The organism is Kribbella sp. NPDC051770 (assembly GCF_040681455.1).
Taxonomy (GTDB): Bacteria; Actinomycetota; Actinomycetes; order Propionibacteriales; family Kribbellaceae; genus Kribbella.
This window is the reverse complement of sequence record NZ_JBFAYT010000001.1, coordinates 294,842-312,880: the sequence shown is the minus strand read 5'-3', so window position 1 is coordinate 312,880 and position 18,039 is coordinate 294,842. Positions and strand designations below refer to the sequence as shown.

The 18,039-nt window shown below is 70.7% G+C and carries 16 protein-coding genes; 8 read left to right on the top strand and 8 right to left on the bottom strand.

Annotation, left to right across the window (positions count from 1 at the left end; translation table 11 throughout):
* Positions 1 to 78 precede the first annotated feature (78 nt).
* A complete protein-coding gene (locus AB0M01_RS01505; RefSeq protein WP_363664884.1) occupies positions 79 to 1,362 on the top strand; it encodes a multidrug effflux MFS transporter in 1,284 nt (427 codons plus the stop codon).
* Position 1,363: 1 nt separating this feature from the next.
* Here AB0M01_RS01505 and AB0M01_RS01500 read toward each other — a convergent pair whose 3' ends face one another.
* The 4 genes from AB0M01_RS01500 to AB0M01_RS01485 all read right to left on the bottom strand — a co-directional run bounded on the left by AB0M01_RS01500 (position 1,364) and on the right by AB0M01_RS01485 (position 6,936).
* Complete coding sequence (locus AB0M01_RS01500) at positions 1,364 to 2,080, bottom strand: AAA family ATPase (protein WP_363664883.1); 717 nt, start codon at positions 2,078 to 2,080, stop codon at positions 1,364 to 1,366.
* 20 nt (positions 2,081 to 2,100) lie between these two features.
* Positions 2,101 to 2,277, bottom strand: coding sequence for a DUF6104 family protein (locus AB0M01_RS01495; protein WP_012922754.1), 177 nt, complete (start codon positions 2,275 to 2,277; stop codon positions 2,101 to 2,103).
* 1 nt (position 2,278) lies between these two features.
* Positions 2,279 to 6,118: a multifunctional oxoglutarate decarboxylase/oxoglutarate dehydrogenase thiamine pyrophosphate-binding subunit/dihydrolipoyllysine-residue succinyltransferase subunit gene (locus tag AB0M01_RS01490; RefSeq protein ID WP_363664882.1), complete on the bottom strand. Its 3,840-nt coding sequence runs from the start codon at positions 6,116 to 6,118 to the stop codon at positions 2,279 to 2,281.
* Positions 6,119 to 6,531: 413 nt separating this feature from the next.
* Positions 6,532 to 6,936: a DUF3052 domain-containing protein gene (locus AB0M01_RS01485; RefSeq protein WP_363664881.1), complete on the bottom strand. Its 405-nt coding sequence runs from the start codon at positions 6,934 to 6,936 to the stop codon at positions 6,532 to 6,534.
* Between the two features lie 48 nt (positions 6,937 to 6,984).
* Between AB0M01_RS01485 and AB0M01_RS01480 the strand changes: the two genes are divergently transcribed.
* The 3 genes from AB0M01_RS01480 (at position 6,985) to AB0M01_RS01470 (ending at position 10,932) form a co-directional block, all read left to right on the top strand.
* Positions 6,985 to 7,656: a FadR/GntR family transcriptional regulator gene (locus AB0M01_RS01480; protein ID WP_363664880.1), complete on the top strand. Its 672-nt coding sequence runs from the start codon at positions 6,985 to 6,987 to the stop codon at positions 7,654 to 7,656.
* Between the two features lie 154 nt (positions 7,657 to 7,810).
* Complete coding sequence (locus AB0M01_RS01475; RefSeq protein WP_363664879.1) at positions 7,811 to 9,391, top strand: ATP-binding cassette domain-containing protein; 1,581 nt, start codon at positions 7,811 to 7,813, stop codon at positions 9,389 to 9,391.
* Positions 9,392 to 9,618: 227 nt separating this feature from the next.
* The gene (locus tag AB0M01_RS01470) at positions 9,619 to 10,932 is read left to right on the top strand and encodes a neutral zinc metallopeptidase (protein ID WP_363664878.1); all 1,314 of its coding nucleotides are present in this window, start codon (positions 9,619 to 9,621) and stop codon (positions 10,930 to 10,932) included.
* 135 nt (positions 10,933 to 11,067) lie between these two features.
* Here the strand turns inward: AB0M01_RS01470 and AB0M01_RS01465 are convergent, their stop codons facing one another.
* From AB0M01_RS01465 to AB0M01_RS01455, 3 genes are read right to left on the bottom strand one after another with little or no spacing between them, the layout of a single operon-like run.
* The gene (locus AB0M01_RS01465) at positions 11,068 to 12,033 is read right to left on the bottom strand and encodes an aldo/keto reductase (protein ID WP_363664877.1); all 966 of its coding nucleotides are present in this window, start codon (positions 12,031 to 12,033) and stop codon (positions 11,068 to 11,070) included.
* A 45-nt stretch (positions 12,034 to 12,078) separates the two neighbouring features.
* Positions 12,079 to 12,831 (bottom strand): SDR family oxidoreductase, encoded by a 753-nt coding sequence (locus tag AB0M01_RS01460; RefSeq protein WP_363664876.1) that lies wholly within the window; start codon positions 12,829 to 12,831, stop codon positions 12,079 to 12,081.
* Entirely contained in the window at positions 12,828 to 14,144 is a 1,317-nt protein-coding gene (locus tag AB0M01_RS01455) for an L-fuconate dehydratase (RefSeq protein ID WP_363664875.1), read from the bottom strand. Before AB0M01_RS01455 ends, AB0M01_RS01460 begins: the two co-directional genes overlap by 4 nt.
* A gap of 138 nt (positions 14,145 to 14,282) precedes the next feature.
* Between AB0M01_RS01455 and folP the strand changes: the two genes are divergently transcribed.
* The 3 genes from folP to AB0M01_RS01440 are packed head-to-tail and all read left to right on the top strand — an operon-like array spanning position 14,283 to position 16,559.
* Entirely contained in the window at positions 14,283 to 15,158 is an 876-nt protein-coding gene (gene folP / locus AB0M01_RS01450; RefSeq protein WP_363666186.1) for a dihydropteroate synthase, read from the top strand.
* On the top strand, positions 15,158 to 15,886 hold the full coding sequence (locus AB0M01_RS01445) for a pyrimidine reductase family protein (RefSeq protein WP_363664874.1): 729 nt from the start codon (positions 15,158 to 15,160) through the stop codon (positions 15,884 to 15,886). Before folP ends, AB0M01_RS01445 begins: the two co-directional genes overlap by 1 nt.
* A gap of 1 nt (position 15,887) precedes the next feature.
* Positions 15,888 to 16,559, top strand: a complete 672-nt coding sequence (locus AB0M01_RS01440; RefSeq protein WP_363664873.1) for a class III extradiol dioxygenase subunit B-like domain-containing protein — start codon at positions 15,888 to 15,890, stop codon at positions 16,557 to 16,559.
* Here the strand turns inward: AB0M01_RS01440 and AB0M01_RS01435 are convergent.
* Positions 16,535 to 17,203 (bottom strand): hypothetical protein, encoded by a 669-nt coding sequence (locus AB0M01_RS01435; protein ID WP_363664872.1) that lies wholly within the window; start codon positions 17,201 to 17,203, stop codon positions 16,535 to 16,537. The genes AB0M01_RS01440 and AB0M01_RS01435 overlap by 25 nt on opposite strands.
* Before the next feature lie 40 nt (positions 17,204 to 17,243).
* Between AB0M01_RS01435 and AB0M01_RS01430 the strand changes: the two genes are divergently transcribed.
* Entirely contained in the window at positions 17,244 to 17,921 is a 678-nt protein-coding gene (locus tag AB0M01_RS01430) for a (2Fe-2S)-binding protein (protein WP_363664871.1), read from the top strand.
* The last annotated feature ends 118 nt before the right edge of the window (positions 17,922 to 18,039 follow it).

Here is an 18,039-nt window from a genome sequence, read left to right as displayed (position 1 = left end):
GGACGCCGGCGGGCAGTTGCTGATGGCTGGCGACAGCGACGTCGCGCCCTGTTGGCCTGCCGATTTTTCGAGGAACCCATGGCGATCTCCGATCCTGCGATCACGTCCGCCGATTCCGTCCAGCAGCAGCCGGTGATTCGTCCGCTCGGGCGGATCCGGCTGGTCCTCACCCTCGGGTTCATCGTGGCGCTCGGCCCGTTGACCATCGACATGTACCTGCCGGCGCTGCCGACCATCACCACCGATCTCGCCGCGTCCGAGACGGCGATCCAGTTCACCCTGACCGGCACGTTCGCGGGCCTCGCGCTCGGGCAGCTGCTGGTGGGACCGCTGTCCGACACCGTCGGGCGGCGGCTGCCACTGATCGCGGGAGCCGGGCTGCACGTACTGGCCTCCGTGCTGTGCGCGGTCTCGCCGAACGTCGAGACGCTGTCGGTCTTCCGGATCCTGCAGGGCGTCGGTGCCGCCGCCGGGTCCGTGGTCGCGCTGGCGATCGTCCGCGACCTGTACGTCGGCCGCGCGGCCGCCACGCTGTTGTCGAGGCTGATGCTGGTGATCGGTGTCGCCCCCGTGTTCGCCCCCACCGTCGGCGGCGCCCTGCTGGTCGTGCTGCCGTGGCAGGGCGTGTTCGGCGTACTGGCCGTGCTCGGTGTCGCGCTGATGCTGCTGGTGTCGTTCACCCTGCCGGAGACCCTCCCCAAGGCCGGCCGGCGCCCGTTCGGGCTGGGGCAGATCGCCCGTACGGCGGGCCAACTGGTCCGCGACCGGATCTTCGTCGGCCTCACGCTCGTCGCCGGGCTGGCGATGACCGGTGTCTTCGGGTACGTCGCCGGAGCGTCGTTCGTGTTCCAGGAGCAGTTCGGCGTCAGCAGCCAGACCTTCGGCCTGCTGTTCGGTGTGGGCGGCATCCTGCTCGTCGTAGCGACTCAGCTCAACCCGGTGCTGCTGAAGCGCTGGGAGCCGGAGCAGGTCCTCACCGCAGGTGCGGTCCTCGCCGCGCTCTCAGGCGTCGCGCTGCTGCTGACCGCAACGCTGAGCCTCGGCGGCTTGGTCGGCATCCTCGTCCCGGTCTGGGCGGCGCTGTTCTCCGCCAGCCTGGCTCTTCCGAACGCGCCTGCCCTGGCGCTGTCCCGCCACGGCGAAGCAGCCGGTACGGCGGCCGCCCTGCTGGGTGCTGTCCAGTTCGGCATCGGCGCGATCGCCGCACCACTGGTCGGTGCCCTCGGCACCGACGCGGTAGCGATGGCCGTAGTCATGTCAGCCGGTCTGGCGCTCTCCCTGATCACCCTGCTCGCGGTGGTCAGGCCCTGGCAGCCCGGCGTACAGGCGACCTCCACCGAGCCGGTAGTGGTCGTCCACTGAGCTAGAGCACGTGCCGCAGGTACTGCTCGGGGTGCTGCAGGTAGGCGCGCCAGTTCTGCACCAGCTGCAGGTCCTCCCACTCCGTACGACGGATGCCCCACTCGCCGACCTCCAGGATCGTCGCCCCCGGGAGGGCGGCGATCACGGGGGAGTGGGTCGCGCACAGCACCTGTGACTTGGTGTCCGCGAGCTGCTTCAGGACGCCGACCACCGCGAGGCTCGACGAGAAGGACAGCGCCGACTCGGGCTCGTCCAGGCAGTAGAAGCCGCGGCGGGTGAAGCGGTTCTCGATGAGCGACAGGAAGCTCTCGCCGTGGCTCATCTCGTGGAAGGCCGGGTCGCGGCCGCCCGGGTTCTGCTCGAGGTAGGTGTAGAAGCCGTGCATCGTCTCGGCGCGCAGGAAGAAGCCGGCCTTGGGGGCACCGGCGCCCCGCGTCAGGACCAGGTCGCCGGACAGCGACGACTCCGTGGCGCGCGTGCTCAGCCGCGCGCCGGTCGAGCCGCCCTCCGGCGACATCCCGAACGCGACCGCGATCGCCTCGACCAGCGTCGACTTCCCGGCGCCGTTCTCGCCGACCAGGAAGGTCACCCCCGGCCCGAGGTCGAGCCCGTCGGTCAGCACCTGGCGGACGGCGGGAATCGTGTGCGGCCAGTCCCCGGACGCACGAATGCCCTCCGCCGCGGCCACCCGGCGTACGGGGTGATCGGCGAAGGGCATTCGCTCACACTACAAAACGACTAGTCGTCCTCGTCGTCCAACCGGGCGAGCCAGGTGGCGAACCGCTCGATCGGCGTCTCGAACTCGGGGTTCAGGTCGACGAACTCACGCAGCCGCTCGGCCACCCAGGCCAGCGAGACATCCTCCTCGCCACGCCGGCCCTCGAGCTCCTCGATCCCTCGGTCGGTGAAGTACACGTCAGCTGAACGCCTGCTTCAGCAGCGTCTGCTGCTCGGCCTGGTGCGCGCCCATCGAGCCCACCGACGTCGCCGACATGGCCGGCCGGGACACCCGGTAGAACGGCTTGCCGCCCAGGTGCTCGGTCAGGTTCAGCGCCATGAACGGCCACGGGCCCTGGTTGGCCGGCTCGTCCTGCACCCAGCGGACCTCGGTCGCGTTCGGGTACTTGGCGAGCTCGGCCTTGATCTCCTCGGCCGGCAGCGGGTAGAGCTGCTCGACCCGGATCACCGCGGTGCTGATCTTGTCGGTCTCGGTCTTCTTGCGCTCCGCGAACAGGTCGTACGCGATTCGGCCGGACGAGAGGATCACCCGGTCGACGGTCGCCGCGGCGGCCTCGGCCTCGGCGTCCCCGAGCACCGGACGGAACGTGCCGCTGGTCAGCTCCTCGGGCTGCGAGACCGCTTCCTTGCGCCGCAGCAGCTGCTTCGGCGTGAAGACGATCAGCGGGTTGTGCTCCTCGCCGAGGGTGTGCCGGCGCAGCAGGTGGAAGTACGACGCCGGCGTCGACGGCTGCGCGACGGTCATCGCGTTCTCGGCGCACAGCGCCATGAACCGCTCGATCCGCGCCGAGGAGTGGTCCGGGCCCTGGCCCTCGTAGCCGTGCGGCAGCAGCAACACGACACCGGACTTCTGGCCCCACTTCGCCTCACCGGCCGAGATGTACTCGTCGATGATCGACTGGGCGCCGTTCACGAAGTCACCGAACTGCGCCTCCCACAGGGTCAGCGCGTCCGGCCGGGCCACCGAGTAGCCGTACTCGAAGCCGAGCGCGGCGTACTCGCTGAGCAGCGAGTCGTAGACGTAGAAGTTCGCCTGCTCCTCGTCCAGGTTCTGCAGCGGGACGTGGTCCTGGCCGTTGACCCGGTCGATGACGGCCGCGAACCGCTGCACGAACGTGCCGCGGCGGCTGTCCTGACCGGCGAGCCGGACCGGCCGGCCGGCCAGCAGCAGCGAACCGAACGCCGTCATCTCCGCGCTGGCCCAGTCGACCGGGCCCTGCGTGATCGCGGCGGCGCGACGCTGCAGCTGCGGCATCACCTTCGGGTGCGCGGTGAAGCCCTCCGGCAGCGTGGTATACGCGTCGGCGATCTTCTTCAGCACCTCGGGCGTGGTCGCGGTCGCGTCCGGGCCCTCCGGCTTGTCCGGGTAGACCGGGACGGTGACGTACGGCGCCGGGGTGTCCGGCTGGCTCTTCGCCTCGCGGACCTCGGTGAACACGCGCTCCAGCCGCTGCTGGAAGTCGCGCATCGCCTGCTCGGCCTCCTCGACGGTGATGTCGCCACGGCCGATCAGGGCCTCGGTGTAGAGCTTGCGCACCGAGCGCTTCTGCTCGATCAGGTCGTACATCAGCGGCTGCGTGAACGACGGGTCGTCGCCCTCGTTGTGACCGCGGCGGCGGTAGCAGACCAGGTCGATGACGACGTCCTTGTTGAACGCCTGCCGGTACTCGAAGGCCAGGTCGGCGACCCGGACACAGGCCTCGGGGTCGTCGCCGTTCACGTGGAAGATCGGCGCCTGGACCATCCGGGCCACGTCGGTGCAGTACATCGACGAGCGCGACGAGGCCGGCGAGGTGGTGAACCCGACCTGGTTGTTGACGATCACGTGGATCGTGCCACCGGTGCGGTACCCGCGCAGCTGCGACAGGTTCAGCGTCTCGGCCACGACGCCCTGGCCGGCGAAGGCCGCGTCACCGTGGACCAGGACCGGCAGCACCGGGAACGCGGCGCCCTGGTCGAGGATGTCCTGCTTGGCCCGGACGATGCCCTCGAGCACCGGGTCGACGGTCTCCAGGTGCGACGGGTTGGCCGCCACCGACACCTTGATCTTGTCGCCGAACTCGCTGACGAACTCGCCCTCGGCGCCCAGATGGTACTTCACGTCACCGGAGCCCTGGACCGTGCGCGGGTCGATGTTGCCGTCGAACTCGCGGAAGATCTGCCCGTACGACTTGCCGACGATGTTGGCCAGCACGTTCAGCCGGCCGCGGTGCGCCATCCCGATCACGACCTCGTCGAGGCCGGCGCCGGCGGCCTCCTCGCAGATCTCGTCGAGCAGCGGGATGGTGGTCTCGCCACCCTCCAGCGAGAACCGCTTCTGGCCGACGTACTTGGTCTGCAGGAAGGTCTCGAACGCCTCGGCCTCGTTCAGCTTGGCCAGGATCCGCAGCTGCTCCTCGCGCGGCGGCTTGGTGTGCGGCCGCTCGATCCGCTCCTGCAGCCACTTGCGCTGCTCGGGGTCCTGGATGTGCATGTACTCGATGCCGGTGGTCCGGCAGTACGAGTCGCGCAGGATGCCGAGGATCTCGCGCAGCTTCATGAACCGGCGGTCGGTCGCCGCACCGAACGAGCCAGTGGCGAACTCGCGGTCCAGGTCCCACAGCGTCAGGCCGTGGGTCGCGACGTCGAGGTCGGGGTGGCTGCGCTGCTTGTACTCCAGCGGGTCGGTGTCGGCCATGATGTGGCCGCGCACGCGGTAGGCGTGGATCAGCTCCAGGATCCGGGCCTGCTTGCTGATGTCCTCCTCGTGGCTGTGCGGGAGGTCGGCGGCCCAGCGGATCGGCTCGTACGGGATCCGCAGGCTCTGGAAGATCTCGTCGTAGAAGCCCTCGGCGCCGAGCAGCAGCTGGTGCAGGCGGCGCAGGAACTCACCCGACTGGGCGCCCTGGATGATCCGGTGGTCGTACGTCGAGGTCAGCGTCATCACCTTGCTGACCGCGAGCTTGGCCATCGTCTCCTCGGCCGCGCCCTGGTACTCGGTCGGGTACTCCATCGCGCCGACGCCGATGATCGTGCCCTGGCCGCTCATCAGCCGCGGCACCGAGTGCTGCGTCCCGATCGTGCCCGGGTTGGTCAGGCTGATCGTGGTGCCCTGGAAGTCCGGCAGCGCGAGCTTGTTGTCGCGGGCCCGGCGCACGATGTCCTCGTAGGCCATCCAGAACTCGGCGAACGTCATCGTCTCGGTCGCCTTGATCGACGGCACCAGCAGCTGCCGGGTGCCGTCGGGCTTCTGCATGTCGATGGCCAGGCCGAGGTTGATGTGCTCGGGCTGGACCAGCGTCGGCTTGCCCTCGGTCTCGTCGTACGACGCGTTCATCTCCGGCAGCGTCTTGAGCGCCTTGACCAGCGCCCAGCCGACCAGGTGGGTGAACGAGATCTTGCCACCGCGAGCGCGCTTGAGGTGGTTGTTGATGACGATCCGGTTGTCGATCAGCAGCTTGACCGGGACCTGGCGGACGCTGGTCGCGGTCGGGACCTGGAGGCTGATCTCCATGTTCTGGGCCGTCCGGGCCGGGGCACCGCGCAGGATCTTGCGCTCCGCGTCCGCGCTGGTGGCGGGTGCGGGCTTGGGCTGCGCGCTGGGCGGTTGGTTCACCGTTCCTCCGGTCGGGGCGCCGCCGGCCGCGGGCGCGGTCTGCTGCTGGGCTGCTGCTGCGGGCTTGGTCTGGGCAGGCTGGGTCTGGTTCTGCGCCGCCGTCGTCGCGGCGGGCGCGGCCGGGGCCGGCGTCGTCGCGGCGGCCTGCGCGGCCGGCTTGCTGGCGGCCGGCGCGGTCGCCGCCGTACCGCGGCCGGCGGCTTCCGGGGTCTTGTTGTCGGACACCGCATCGGGTCGGGGAGCGTCGGCCGGGGCGGTGTTCACCGGCTTCGCGTCACCCGGGGTGTAGTCCTTGAAGAAGTCCAGCCACGCGGGATCCACCGACTTGGGATCCTGCTGGTACTTCTCGTACATCTCGTCGACCAGCCATTCGTTCGCTCCGAAGGCTGCAAGGGGATTTGTGTCTGATGGCTCGGTGGCCACTGGGCAGTTCGCCTCTTCCGATTGCGGGTCCGGTACCACTGTTATGACTACGGGAGTTATGGGGTGCTCCCGAGGCAAGGCTAATAGCACCGGCAACCGATCTACAGCCCGGGACCACCGGACCAGTGTGTCGAGTGGTTGCGCCACGGCGAGTTGATCGATCGAGCCCTGGAACACTGTGGATTCGGGTGTTTCAGCGTCGTTGCCCCCGGCCCCGCTTCCGGCACCGTCGTCGCGGGTCGGTGGGACTGCCGGAGACGTTGCAGAGGTGGGGTTCCAGGCGTGGATCGGGGCTGTTCCGGAGTACCGGCTACGCCTGAGCGTGCACGGTATGCAACTACGCGGACGCCGGTCGTGATGACCGAGGGTGCCCGGAAGTGTGGCCAACGTCACGCAGCGGATCAGTCCAGTTCTCAGCGATTGGCCAGCCGCCGGACCAGCTTCAGGCCCGACCAGGTGGCGTCGACCGCGCACACCTTCACGTCCACCACGCCGAGCGGCAGCGCGAGCTCGCGGACGCCGTTCTCGTCCAGGTCCGTCGGTACGCCGGACGAGCGCTTCGGCCAGGCGACCCAGATCGTCCCGTTCGTCGCGGTCCTGGCCAGGAGCTGGGGGAGGCGTTGCGCGAGCCGCTTGCGGTCCGGGCAGAAGGTGAGCGTGAGGTCCAGCTCGGCGCGGCCCGGGCGGGTCAGCGGGGTGACGCCGGCGGGCAGGCCCTCGATGACGAAGCCCTCCGGCGCGCGGTCGAGCAGTACGGCGTACCCGGGTTTGATCCCGAGCTTCGCCGCCAGCGGTTTGCCGGAGTAGCCAGTCACCACGGTTCGAGGATACGAGCGGGTGGGCGACCTCGGCGGCATACTGATCCGATGGCGCTGACGGACGAGGCGATCGTCAAGATCAAGGAGATGATCACCTCCGGCGAGCTGGGCCCGGGCGACCGGCTGCCCAAGGAGGCGGATCTGGCCGCCCGGCTGGGCCTGTCGCGGAACTCGCTGCGCGAGGCGGTGAAGGCGCTGACGCTGGTCAACGTGCTCGACGTCCGGCACGGCGACGGCACCTACGTGACCAGCCTGACCTCCGCGCACCTGCTCGACGCGCTCAGCTTCATGGTCGACCTGCACCGCGACGACTCGGTGCTGCAGTTCTTCGAGGTACGGCGCCTGCTCGAGCCCGGGGTGGCGGCGCTGGCGGCCGCGCGGATCACCGGTGAGCAGCTGACGGCGCTGCGGTTGTTGACGAGCGATCTGTCGCCGGGTGCCGAGGTGGATGAGTTGGTGGCGAACGATCTGCGGTTTCACCGGGGGATCGCTGAGGCGACAGGTAATGCGGTCGTGTGCTCGCTGCTCGACGGTGTCTCCGGAGCCACTCAGCGGGCGCGAATCTGGCGGGGTGTCACCCAGGCCGGCGCGGTGGAGCGGACGCTGGCCGAGCACACCGCGATCCTCGACGCGCTCGAGCAGCGGGACGCGGAGGCCGCGCGCGCGTGGATGACCGCCCACATCGCCGGCGTCGAAAGCTGGCTCCGCAAAGCACCTTAAATCTGTTGGCCTGACTGCTTCCTCTGGCTAGCCTTGGTGGTGTCTTGTCGTCCACGTCAGGGGTGCGGGTTGTCGTACTGAGATCTCTCTTCAGCAGCGGTTGATCGCCACCGGTCGGTGCGCGGTCTCGTTCGAGATCTCGGAGTACACCCTGATGACTGCCTCTTTGACGTGCAACGACCTCTACTTCGCCTGGCCCGACGGTGACGTGCTGTTCGACGGCCTGACGTTCGCGGCCGGTCCGGCGCGCTCGGGGCTGGTCGGCCGCAACGGCGCCGGCAAGTCCACGCTGCTGCGGCTGATCGCCGGGCGGCTCACCCCGCAGCGCGGCGCGATCCGGGTCAGCGGCGAGCTGGCGTACCTGCCGCAGGACCTGACCCTCGACACCTCGCTGCGCGTCGACGCCGCGCTCGGGATCGCTTCGGTGCGGACGGCGATCGCCGCGATCGAGTTCGGTGACGCCTCCGAGGCCAACTTCGCGGCGGTCGGCGACGACTGGGACGTCGAGGAACGCGCTGAGGCGATGCTCGGCAAGCTCGGCCTCGGCGCGATCGGCCTGGACCGCTCGGTCGCCGAGCTGTCCGGCGGCGAGACGATCCTGCTCGGCCTGGCCGCCGAGCTGCTCCGGCGGCCCGGCGTCCTGCTGCTCGACGAACCCACCAACAACCTCGACCTGCGCGCCCGGCGACACCTGTACGCCGCGGTCGACGCGTTCCGCGGCGCTCTGCTCGTGGTCAGCCACGACCGCGAGCTGCTCGACCGCGTCGACCAGATCGGCGAGCTGCGCCAGGGCGACCTGACCTGGTACGGCGGCAACCTCACGGCGTACGAGGAAGCCGTCGCCGTCGAGCAGGAGGCCGCCGAGCGGATGCTGCGCGTCGCCGAGTCCGACCTGCGGCGGCAGAAGCGCGAGCTGATCGAGGCGCGGACGAAGATCGAGCGCCGCCAGGCGGGCGGACGGCGGGCCTTCGAGTCCGGCAGCGTGTCGAAGATGGCCGCGGGCGCGATGAAACGGTCGTCGCAGGTGTCGGCGGGCAAGCACCTCGGCATGCACGGCGACCGCATCGAGGCCGCCCAGGACGCGCTCGCCGAAGCCGAACTCAAGATCCACGACGACGACCACATCCGCGTCGACCTTCCCGCCACGGCCGTTCCGGCGGGCCGCATCGTGCTGCGCCTGGAGGACCTCGTACTCCGCACCGGCCTGCACGTGTCGCTGGAGATCCGGGGCCCCGAACGCATCGCCCTGGTCGGTCCGAACGGCGCCGGGAAATCCACCCTCCTGCACGCCGTCACGTCCGCCGACCTGCCGCTGGTCCCCGCCCGCCTCCTGCCCCAGCGCCTCGACCTCCTCCAGGACGACCTCTCGATCGCCGACAACCTGGCGATCCTTGCCCCCGGCACCGACAACAACGACCGCCGCGCCCGCCTGGCCCGCATCCTCTTCCGCGGCCGCGCCGCCGACCAGCCCGTCCACACCCTCTCCGGCGGCGAACGCTTCCGGGCCACCCTCGCCGCGCTGCTGCTGGCCGAGCCTCCCCCTCAACTCCTGATGCTCGACGAGCCCACCAACAACCTCGACCTCGCCAGCACGGCCCAGCTCCAGGACGCCCTGTCGTCGTACCAAGGCGCGCTGGTGGTCGCCAGCCACGACCTCCCGTTCCTGCGAAGCCTGTCGATCACCCGCTGGCTGTCCATCGAGGACAACCAGCTCCAAGAGATCGAGGCCCTCTGATGAGAAGAGCCGGCAGCCTCCACTGCATCCGCCGCGATCCTGCGCAGACGCCTCCCCGGGCGACCAGCAAGGTTCCGTCCCGGCGGCGCAGTGAGCCGTGGCCGGTCATCCCGCATCCGCACTACTCGCACCGGGGACCGCGCTAGTTCGGTGCTCGGGGCTGGCCCTCTGCGCTTTTAGGATCTGGGGGATCGGTCGCGGGGGCCGGCCTGGGGTAAGGAGTGGACTTGTCTGGTCAGCAGTGGGGTCCTCCCGGCCAGTACCCGCCACCGCAGGGGCAGCCTCCGCAGCAGTGGGGGCCGCCGGGTGGGCAGAACCCGCAGCAGCCGCCGCAGTACGGGTCTGCTGGGCAGCAGCCGTACGGCGGCGCGCCGGGCCAGCCGCAGCACGGGCCGGCTGGACAGCAGCCGTATGGGCAGCAGCCGCAGTACAGGTCGCCGGGGCAGCAGCCGGCGTACGGGCCGCCCGGGCAGCCGTCCTATGGGCCGCCTCAGCAGTGGGGGCCGCCGTCCGGGCAGCAGCAGTTTGGGTGGGGGCCGATGCCTACGCCGCCGAAGAAGCGGCGGGGGGCCGGGGTTGTGGTGCTCGCTGTGGTTGGTGGGTTGGCGGTTCTCGCGGCGGTGGTGATCGGGGTGGGGTTCTCGCTCGCGGGGAAGGCTGACTCGTCGGCGACTCCGCCGGTGGCTCAGCCGACGTACGAGCCGACGGCGGACGAGCCTGAGGTGCCGACGGCAACGAACGAGCCGCCGACCACCAGGCCGACCAGGCCGACCGTGACCAGGCCGACGGCGACGAAGCCGACGCAGAAGCCGCCGCCGCGGCTCACGCCGTACCAGATCGCGGCGACGAACAAGCTGTACCGAACCGGGACGCAGGCCTCGGTCGGCTGCCGGGAGTCGCGGGCCGGGCTCGGGAACCAGGCCGCCTCGCTGGCGTACTACCGGTCGATGCGGGCCTGCATGGATCGTGCCTGGCGGCGCCAGGTGACCGCGGCCGGGTACCAGTTCCGTCCGCCGGGGCTGATATCGATCGCCACCAACGGCAGCTCACCCTGCGGCACCGCCGTGCAGGCGCTCGCGTTCTACTGCCCGACGAACCACACCATGTACATGAAGGCCGACCTGGACATCCAGTACTGGCGGCAGTCGCAGACGTTCAGCCGGGCGGTCGGGTCGCACGCGGCGGCGCACGAGTACGGGCACGCGGTGCAGGAGCTGACCGGGATCTTGAGGGCGCAGCGGCGCATGGCCTACGACGCGCCGACCCGCGCGGCCGCGCTGGAGACCGAGCGGCGGCTGGAGCTCCAGGCGTCCTGCTTCGGCAACCTCTTCCTCGGCGCCAACAAGAACAGCTACCCCATCCGCGGTGCGCTGCGCACCCAGTGGTTGTACGTCGTCAACAACACCGGCGACCGCGCCGACACCGGCGCGCGCGACCACGGCAGCACCCGCAACCACGGCGCCTGGTCCAGACGGGCTTTCGACCGCCCGAACCTGGCGCTGTGCAACACGTTCACCGCACCGTCGTCCTCGGTGAGCTGACCGCCGTACGCCGCTACGCCGCCAGCGCGACAGCGTCCTTCGTGCGGGGCAGTCAGCCGCCCGCGCGGCACCGTCGTGCGGGGCGGTCAGCCGTCAGCGCTGCGGGCGGCCGTCGTACGAGCGTCGGACGACCCGTCAGCTCGGCGTCGGCGCGTCCTCCCGCAGCAACCCCGCCGACTTGAGATCGGACCAGAACGCCGTCGGAACCTGAACCCGCGACAACGCCGCGTTGGCGTGCACCTCCGCCGCCGACCGGCACCCGACAGCGATCCCCGCGACCGCCGGGTGGAACAGCGGAAACGCCAGCGCGGCCGAAGGCAGCGTGATGCCGTGCGCCTCGCAGACATCGGCGAGCTGGTTGGCCTTGTCGATCAGCGGCTGCGCGGCCGGCGCGTAGTTGAAGGTCGCGTCGGACGCCGGCCGCGGCTGCGCCATCAGGCCGGAGTTGAAGACGCCGACGGCGATCACCTGGGTGTCGTTGTCGAGGCAGGCCGGGAGGATGTCGTCGAGGCCGTCGGGGTCGATCAGCGTGTACCGCCCGGCCAGCATGATCACGTCGACGTCGACCTCGCGGACGAACCGCGTGAGCATCGCCGACTGGTTCATCCCGGACCCGATCGCGCCGATCACGCCCTGCTCGCGCAGCTCGATCAGCGTCGGGAAGGCGGTCGCGACGGCTTCCTCGTAGTGGTCGTCCGGGTCGTGCACGAACACGATGTCGAGCCGGTCGGTGCCGATCCGGCGCAGCGAGTCCTCGATGCTCGCGAGGACGCCGTCGCGGCTGAAGTCCCAGCGCCGGCGCCGCTTCGAGGTGACGGCGAAACCCTCGCCGTCGGGCTCGTCGCTGTCGGCCTCGTAGATGATCCGGCCGACCTTGCTGGACAGCGTGTACTCGTCGCGCGGTTTTCCGGCCAGGCCCGCGCCGAGGCGTTCCTCGGCGAGGCCGAGGCCGTAGTGCGGCGCGGTGTCGTAGAACCGCCAGCCCTCCTCCCAGGCCGCCTCGACGGTCGCCTTCGCGTCGTCGTCCGAGATCGGCGTGAACAGCCCGGCCAGCGGCGCACCGCCCAGACCGATCCGCAGGTCCGTGGGGAAGATCTTCACAGGCAGGTCACCTTTCGGACGGGAGCCAGACAGACAGTACGCCGATCAGTTGCGCGCCGCAGGAAGTCTCAAGTTCTGCATGCCGCCGTCCACCGCCAGCGCCGTACCGGTCGTCGACCCCGACAGCGGGCTCGCCAGGTACACGATCGCCTGCGCGACCTCGTCCGCCGAGACCAACCGGCCCATCGGCTGCCGAGCCTCCAGCGCCGCCCGCTCGGCCTCCGGGTCGGTCGCAGAGTCGAGCAGCCGCCCGACCCACGGCGTGTCCGCCGTACCGGGGTTCACGCAGTTCACCCGCACGCCCTCACGCACGTGATCCGCCGCCATCGCCATCGTCAGCGCCAGGACCGCACCCTTGCTCGCGCTGTAGACCGCGCGATTCGGCAGCCCGGCCGTGGCCGCGATCGAGCACGTGTTGACGATCGCCGCCGCGGACGACCGCCGCAGGTACGGCAGCACCGCCCGCGTCACCCGCGCGATCCCGACCACGTTCACGTCGAGAACGCGGTGCCACTCCTCGTCGTCGTTCGCGGTGACGTTGCCCTGGGCACCGATTCCGGCGTTGTTGACCAGGATGTCGATCCCGCCCAGCCGCAGCGCCGCCGAGGCGACCGCGTCCCGGACGGACTGGTCGTCGGTGACGTCGGCGGCGATCCCGTTCAGCGGCGCCGCGACGTCGGGTTTGAGGTCGAAGACCACCACCTCGGCGCCGCGCGCGGCCAGCTGGGTCGCGGCGGCCAGGCCGATGCCCGACGCGCCACCGGTGACCACGGCCTTGAGGCCGGCGAAATCCGTCACTTCGACTGCTCCTTCGATTCGGTCCACACCACACCCTGCGGGAAGCGGAAGTCGCGCAACGTTGCTGCCGACATCTCCGCGCTGTACCCGGCCCGGACCGGCGCGACGTAGTGTCCCGCCTCGATCACCACCGGGTCGAGAAAGTGCTCGTGCAGGTGGTCGACGTACTCGATCACCCGCTGGTCCGTACTACCACTGACCGCGACCAGGTCGAACATCGACAGGTGCTGGACCAGCTCGCACAGGCCGACGCCGCCCGCGTGCGGGCAGACCGGGATCCCGAACTTCGCGGCCAGCAGCAGGATCGCGATGTTCTCGTTGACGCCCGCGACCCGCGCGGAGTCGATCTGCAGGAACTCCAGCGACCCGGCCTGCAGCAGCTGCTTGAAGACGACCCGGTTCTGCACGTGCTCGCCGGTGGCGACCCGGATCGGCGCGATCCCGCGCGCGATCGCGGCGTGCCCGAGGATGTCGTCGGGGCTGGTCGGCTCCTCCACCCACCACACGTCGTACGGCGCCAGCGCCTTGACCCAGGCGATCGCGTCGGCGACGTCCCAGCGCTGGTTGGCGTCGATCGCGATCCGCACGTCCGGGCCGACCGCCTCGCGGGCCAGCCGCATCCGGCGGACGTCGTCGTCGAGGTTCGCGCCGACCTTCAGCTTGATCTGGGTGAACCCGTCGGCGACCGCCTCGCGGCAGAGCCGGACCAGCTTGTCGTCGTCGTACCCGAGCCAGCCGGGCGTCGTCGTGTACGCCGGGTAGCCGCGCTCGCGGAGCAGCTCCTCGCGCTCGGCGCGGCCCGGCTCGGCCTTGCGCAGGATCTCCAGCGCCTCGTCGCGGGTGAGCGCGTCGGTCAGGTACCGGAAGTCGACCAGGTCGACGATCTGCTCCGGGGTCAGGTCGGCCAGCAGCTTCCACAGCGGGACGCCGGCCCGTTTGGCGGCCAGGTCCCAGACCGCGTTCACGACCGCGCCGATCGCCATGTGCATGACGCCCTTCTCGGGGCCCAGCCAGCGCAGCTGCGAGTCGTGCACGAGCGACTTCCAGAACCCGCCGAGGTCGTTCAGCGTCGCGTCGACGTCGAACCCGACGACATGGTCGCGCAGCGCCTCGATGGCCGCGGTCTGGACGTCGTTGCCGCGGCCGATGGTGAACGCGAAGCCGTGCCCCTCCAGGCCGTCCCCGGCGTCGGTGCGCACGATCAGGTACGCCGCGGAGTAGTCCGGGTCGGCGTTCATCGCGTCGGAGCCGTCCAGGTCCCGCGAGGTGGGGAAGCGGACGTCGTACGTCTCGAACTCGGTGAAGCGCGGCATAGAGGACCCGTTCTTTGGTGCGGAGGCGGAGCGCAGGGACTGCTTGTCAGAGATCCTATAGGATATGTGGCACCGCCGTCACGGGTTTCGGGAAGCGCTTCACAGCCAACGGCTAGAGTCGTCGCCGTGGCGGACCAGGTGGCGGGGACGGGCGTGCTGCGACTCGGCCGGCGGGAGTTCGGGCCGGGGCACTTCGCGGTGATGGCGATCGTGAACCGGACACCGGACTCGTTCTACGACCAGGGCGCGACCTTCGCCACCGACAAGGCCTACGACGCGATCGCCCAGGCGGTCGCCGACGGCGCCGACCTGGTCGACATCGGCGGCGTCAAGGCCGGGTACGGCGAACCGGTCAGCGAGACCGAGGAGCTGCGCCGGACCGTCGACTTCGTCGCCGGGATCCGGGCTCGCCATCCTGACCTGGTGATCAGCGTCGACACCTACCGCAGCGGCGTCGCACGCCGGGTCGGCGAGGCCGGCGCGGACCTGATCAACGACACCTGGGCCGGCTCCGACCCCGAGATGCCCGCCGCCGCGGCCGCGAGCGGTGCGGGCCTGGTCTGCAGCCACGTCGGCGGGCTGACGCCGCGCACCGACCCGCACCGGATGGCGTACGACGACGTGGTCGCCGACGTGATCCGGACGACCACCGCGCTCGCCGACCGGGCAGTCGCGGAGGGCGTCCGGCGGGACGGCCTGGTGATCGACCCGACCCACGACTTCGGCAAGAACACGCTGCAGTCGCTGGAACTCACCCGCCGCCTGGACGAGCTGGTCGCGACCGGCTGGCCGGTGCTGGTCGCCGTGTCGAACAAGGACTTCATCGGCGAGACCCTGGAGCTGCCGCCCGGTCAGCGGGGGACCGGTACGACGGCCGCTCTGACCGTGTCGGCCTGGCTCGGCGCCCGGCTGTTCCGCGTGCACGACGTACCGGCCGCTCGGCAAGCACTCGACCTCGTCGCCGTCCTCAAGGGCGCGAAACCACCCGCCGGCACCCGAAGGAGCCTCGCCTGATGCGCAAGCTGTCCGAGCTTACCGAGGCGGAGGTGCTGGCGGCGTACCAGGTGGAGGACCGGTCGGTCCCGCACCTGCGCAGCAACTTCGTGACCACGCTCGACGGCGCGGTCGAGATCGACGGGAAGTCGAAGGCGCTCAGCGGCGCCTCCGACCAGGAGGTGTTCGGCAAGCTCCGGATGCTCAGCGACGTGATCCTCGTCGGCGCCGGGACGGTCCGCGACGAGCACTACAACGCGCTGCGGCTCGGTGCCGAGCGGCGGGCCTGGCGGCTCGAGCACGGCCTCGCGGAGAACCCGACGCTCGCCCTGGTCTCGTCGCGGCTCGACCTGGACCCGAAGGCCCGCTACCTCGCCGATGCCCCGGTGCGGCCGATCATCTTCACCAACCCGGCCTCCCCGGCCGAGGCGCGCGAGGCGCTGGCCGAGGTCGCCGACGTGGTGGTCTGCGGGCACGCGGGCGTCGACCTGCACGAGGTTGTCGCCACGCTGGTCGAGCGCGGGCTGCCGCAGATCCTCACCGAGGGCGGACCGCACTTGCAGGGCGCGCTCACCGAGGCGGATCTGATCGACGAGATGTGCCTGTCGCTGGCGCCGATGCTGGCCGGCCCTGGCTCCGGCCGGATCACTGCCGGCCCAGCAGCGACCAGCACTCGCAGCTACGTCCTGCACTCGGCGCTGGCCGGCGACGACGGCTACCTGTTCTTCCGCTACCTCCGCGAGGCCTGACATGCCAGTTATCAGCGCGGCCGTCTGTCCGCACCCGCCGCTGCTCGTTCCCGAGATCGCCACCGGCGCTGCCGCCGACCTGGACGACCTGCGCGCGGCCTGCCTCACCGCACTCACCCCGCTGGCCGCAGCGGACCGCCTGGTCGTCGTCGGCTCCGGCGCTCCGGCCCGGTACGCCGCTGACGCGGCCGGCAGCCTCACGCCGTACGGCGTGCCGTTCCAGGTCGGCACTGGTACGCCGACGCTGCCGCTGTCCCTGACGATCGGTGCCTGGCTGCTCAACCAGTCCAAGGCCGCCGATGTCCCGCGCAGCTACTACGCCGTCGCGCCCGACGAGACCCCTGCCAACTGCCTGGCGCTCGGCAAGCAGCTGGCCGACAGCAGCGACCGCGTGGCGCTGCTGATCATGGGCGATGGCTCAGCTCGCCGCAGTGAGCACTCGCCCGTCCACCTGCATCCGCGGGCCGAGCTGTTCGACAGCACGGTCGCGGCAGCCCTCCAGCTGGCGGACACCGCTACGCTCGCCGCCCTGGACCCAGACCTGGCCACCGAGCTTCACGCTGCCGGCCGAGCGCCCTGGCAGGTCCTGGCAGCAACCAGCGGTCTGACCGGCAACCTGCTCTACCACGCAGCGCCGTACGGCGTCGGCTACCTCGTAGCGTCCTGGACCTGATCCACCGGCACCGGCGCCCAGCGCGGCTCGGTAGCAGCGAGGTCCTCGTGGCCACCGGCGCGCAGCTGGTCGGCCAGCTCGACGCGGGCGGCTCCGACCGCAGCAACTGCCTCGTCGGCTGTCGGGTACGGGCCTGACCAGTTGCAGACGGCGTCCCCGGCGTACCAGTCGCCAGCGGAGGACTGCCGGACGTGGGACGCGGCCAGGCGGTCAGCGGGGAAGGAGTCGCCGCGGTCAGCGGCCAGCTGGATCACCGCGTCGACAGCAACGACCTCAGCGGTCAGGTCGAGCTTGGGCTGGAGGCGGACCGCGTCGGTGAGGACGAACTCGTAGCCGTCGGGTGCCAGCGCGCTGAGCCAGTCGAAGGCCTCCAGCGCGGTCTGCCGGAGCAGCTCCGCGTTGGCCGGGTCAGCGAGGGTGTGGACGCCGACCAGCCGGGTGTGGGTGGGCCGCAGCTCGTTCTGCCAGAGCCGGACCTGCAGCTCCGCCCGCCCGTCGAGGCGGCGGCCGAGGATGCGGGCGAGGCCGACCACGTCGAAGTTCAGCTCGTCCGGCGTCCGCCGCCGCCCGGGCTCCAGCGGTGCGCCGACCGGCGTACCGGAGGTTGTCCAAGGCCCCACATGCCACCGCTCGAGGACTGTCACGGCACCGAGGTTAGCTCTCGGTCGAGGTTAGGCTGGCCTTATGACCTACACCGCGAGCCGCCTCGCGGACCTGCTCGACGGGGAGCTGGAGTGGCTGTCGGTGCGGGCCGCGGACCAGGTGCCCGGCCCGGAGTGGATCCACTGCGGCACCCTGCTGCAGGACCAGTTGGCCGGCGCCGACCCGACGTACGGGTGGCGGAAGGTGCTGGAGGACGAGTACGCGGCGGAGTACGCGATCCAGCCGCCGGTCCGGGTCGCCGCGATGTTCGTGCTGATGTGGTACGTCTCGGTGCCCTCGATCATCGCCGGGCTCTCCACCGCGCTGACTGGGGTCTCGCCGGACGTGTCACCGGACGCGCTGGCCTTCCGGAAGCACCCGACCGCGCACTACCCGCTGGAGGTCGCCCTGCTGTCGCAGCGGGTCGTCACGACGCAGGAGGCCGTGGAACAGGTCGAGAGCCACACCAGGGCGTTCACGGACAGCTACCAGCCAGGGGTCAAGCTGAGCTCTCGCCAGCGGCTCGGGGCGATCAGCGACGAGCTGCGGGCCGCCGTACAGATGCCTGAGGAGGCCCTGCACGCTGCCGCTGCTGCGGAGGCGTTCCGGCTCGACCTGTCCCAGACGATGCGGACGTCGTGCTGCTTCGTCTACGCGCTGCCGAACACGAACCCGTGCAGCACCTGCCCGCGGATTTCCGGCGTGAAACAGCCGATCTGAAGGCGGATCGGCGAAAACTGTCGGTGCCGCCAGGCACGCTGGACGGCATGAATTCCTTCCACTCGCCGGTTCTTACGTCATCGAGAGGTAACTCGCTATCGGTTGTTCCTGCCGGTGG

Bases quoted from the DNA above. Each gene is read 5' to 3' on its own strand.
- AB0M01_RS01505 (WP_363664884.1), top strand. From the start codon at position 79: ATGGCGATCTCCGATCCTGCGATCACGTCCGCCGATTCCGTCCAGCAG.
- AB0M01_RS01500 (WP_363664883.1), bottom strand. From the start codon at position 2,080: ATGCCCTTCGCCGATCACCCCGTACGCCGGGTGGCCGCGGCGGAGGGC.
- AB0M01_RS01480 (WP_363664880.1), top strand. From the start codon at position 6,985: ATGGCGCTGACGGACGAGGCGATCGTCAAGATCAAGGAGATGATCACC.
- AB0M01_RS01475 (WP_363664879.1), top strand. From the start codon at position 7,811: ATGACTGCCTCTTTGACGTGCAACGACCTCTACTTCGCCTGGCCCGAC.
- AB0M01_RS01455 (WP_363664875.1), bottom strand. From the start codon at position 14,144: ATGCCGCGCTTCACCGAGTTCGAGACGTACGACGTCCGCTTCCCCACC.
- AB0M01_RS01445 (WP_363664874.1), top strand. From the start codon at position 15,158: ATGCGCAAGCTGTCCGAGCTTACCGAGGCGGAGGTGCTGGCGGCGTAC.
- AB0M01_RS01440 (WP_363664873.1), top strand. From the start codon at position 15,888: ATGCCAGTTATCAGCGCGGCCGTCTGTCCGCACCCGCCGCTGCTCGTT.
- AB0M01_RS01430 (WP_363664871.1), top strand. From the start codon at position 17,244: ATGACCTACACCGCGAGCCGCCTCGCGGACCTGCTCGACGGGGAGCTG.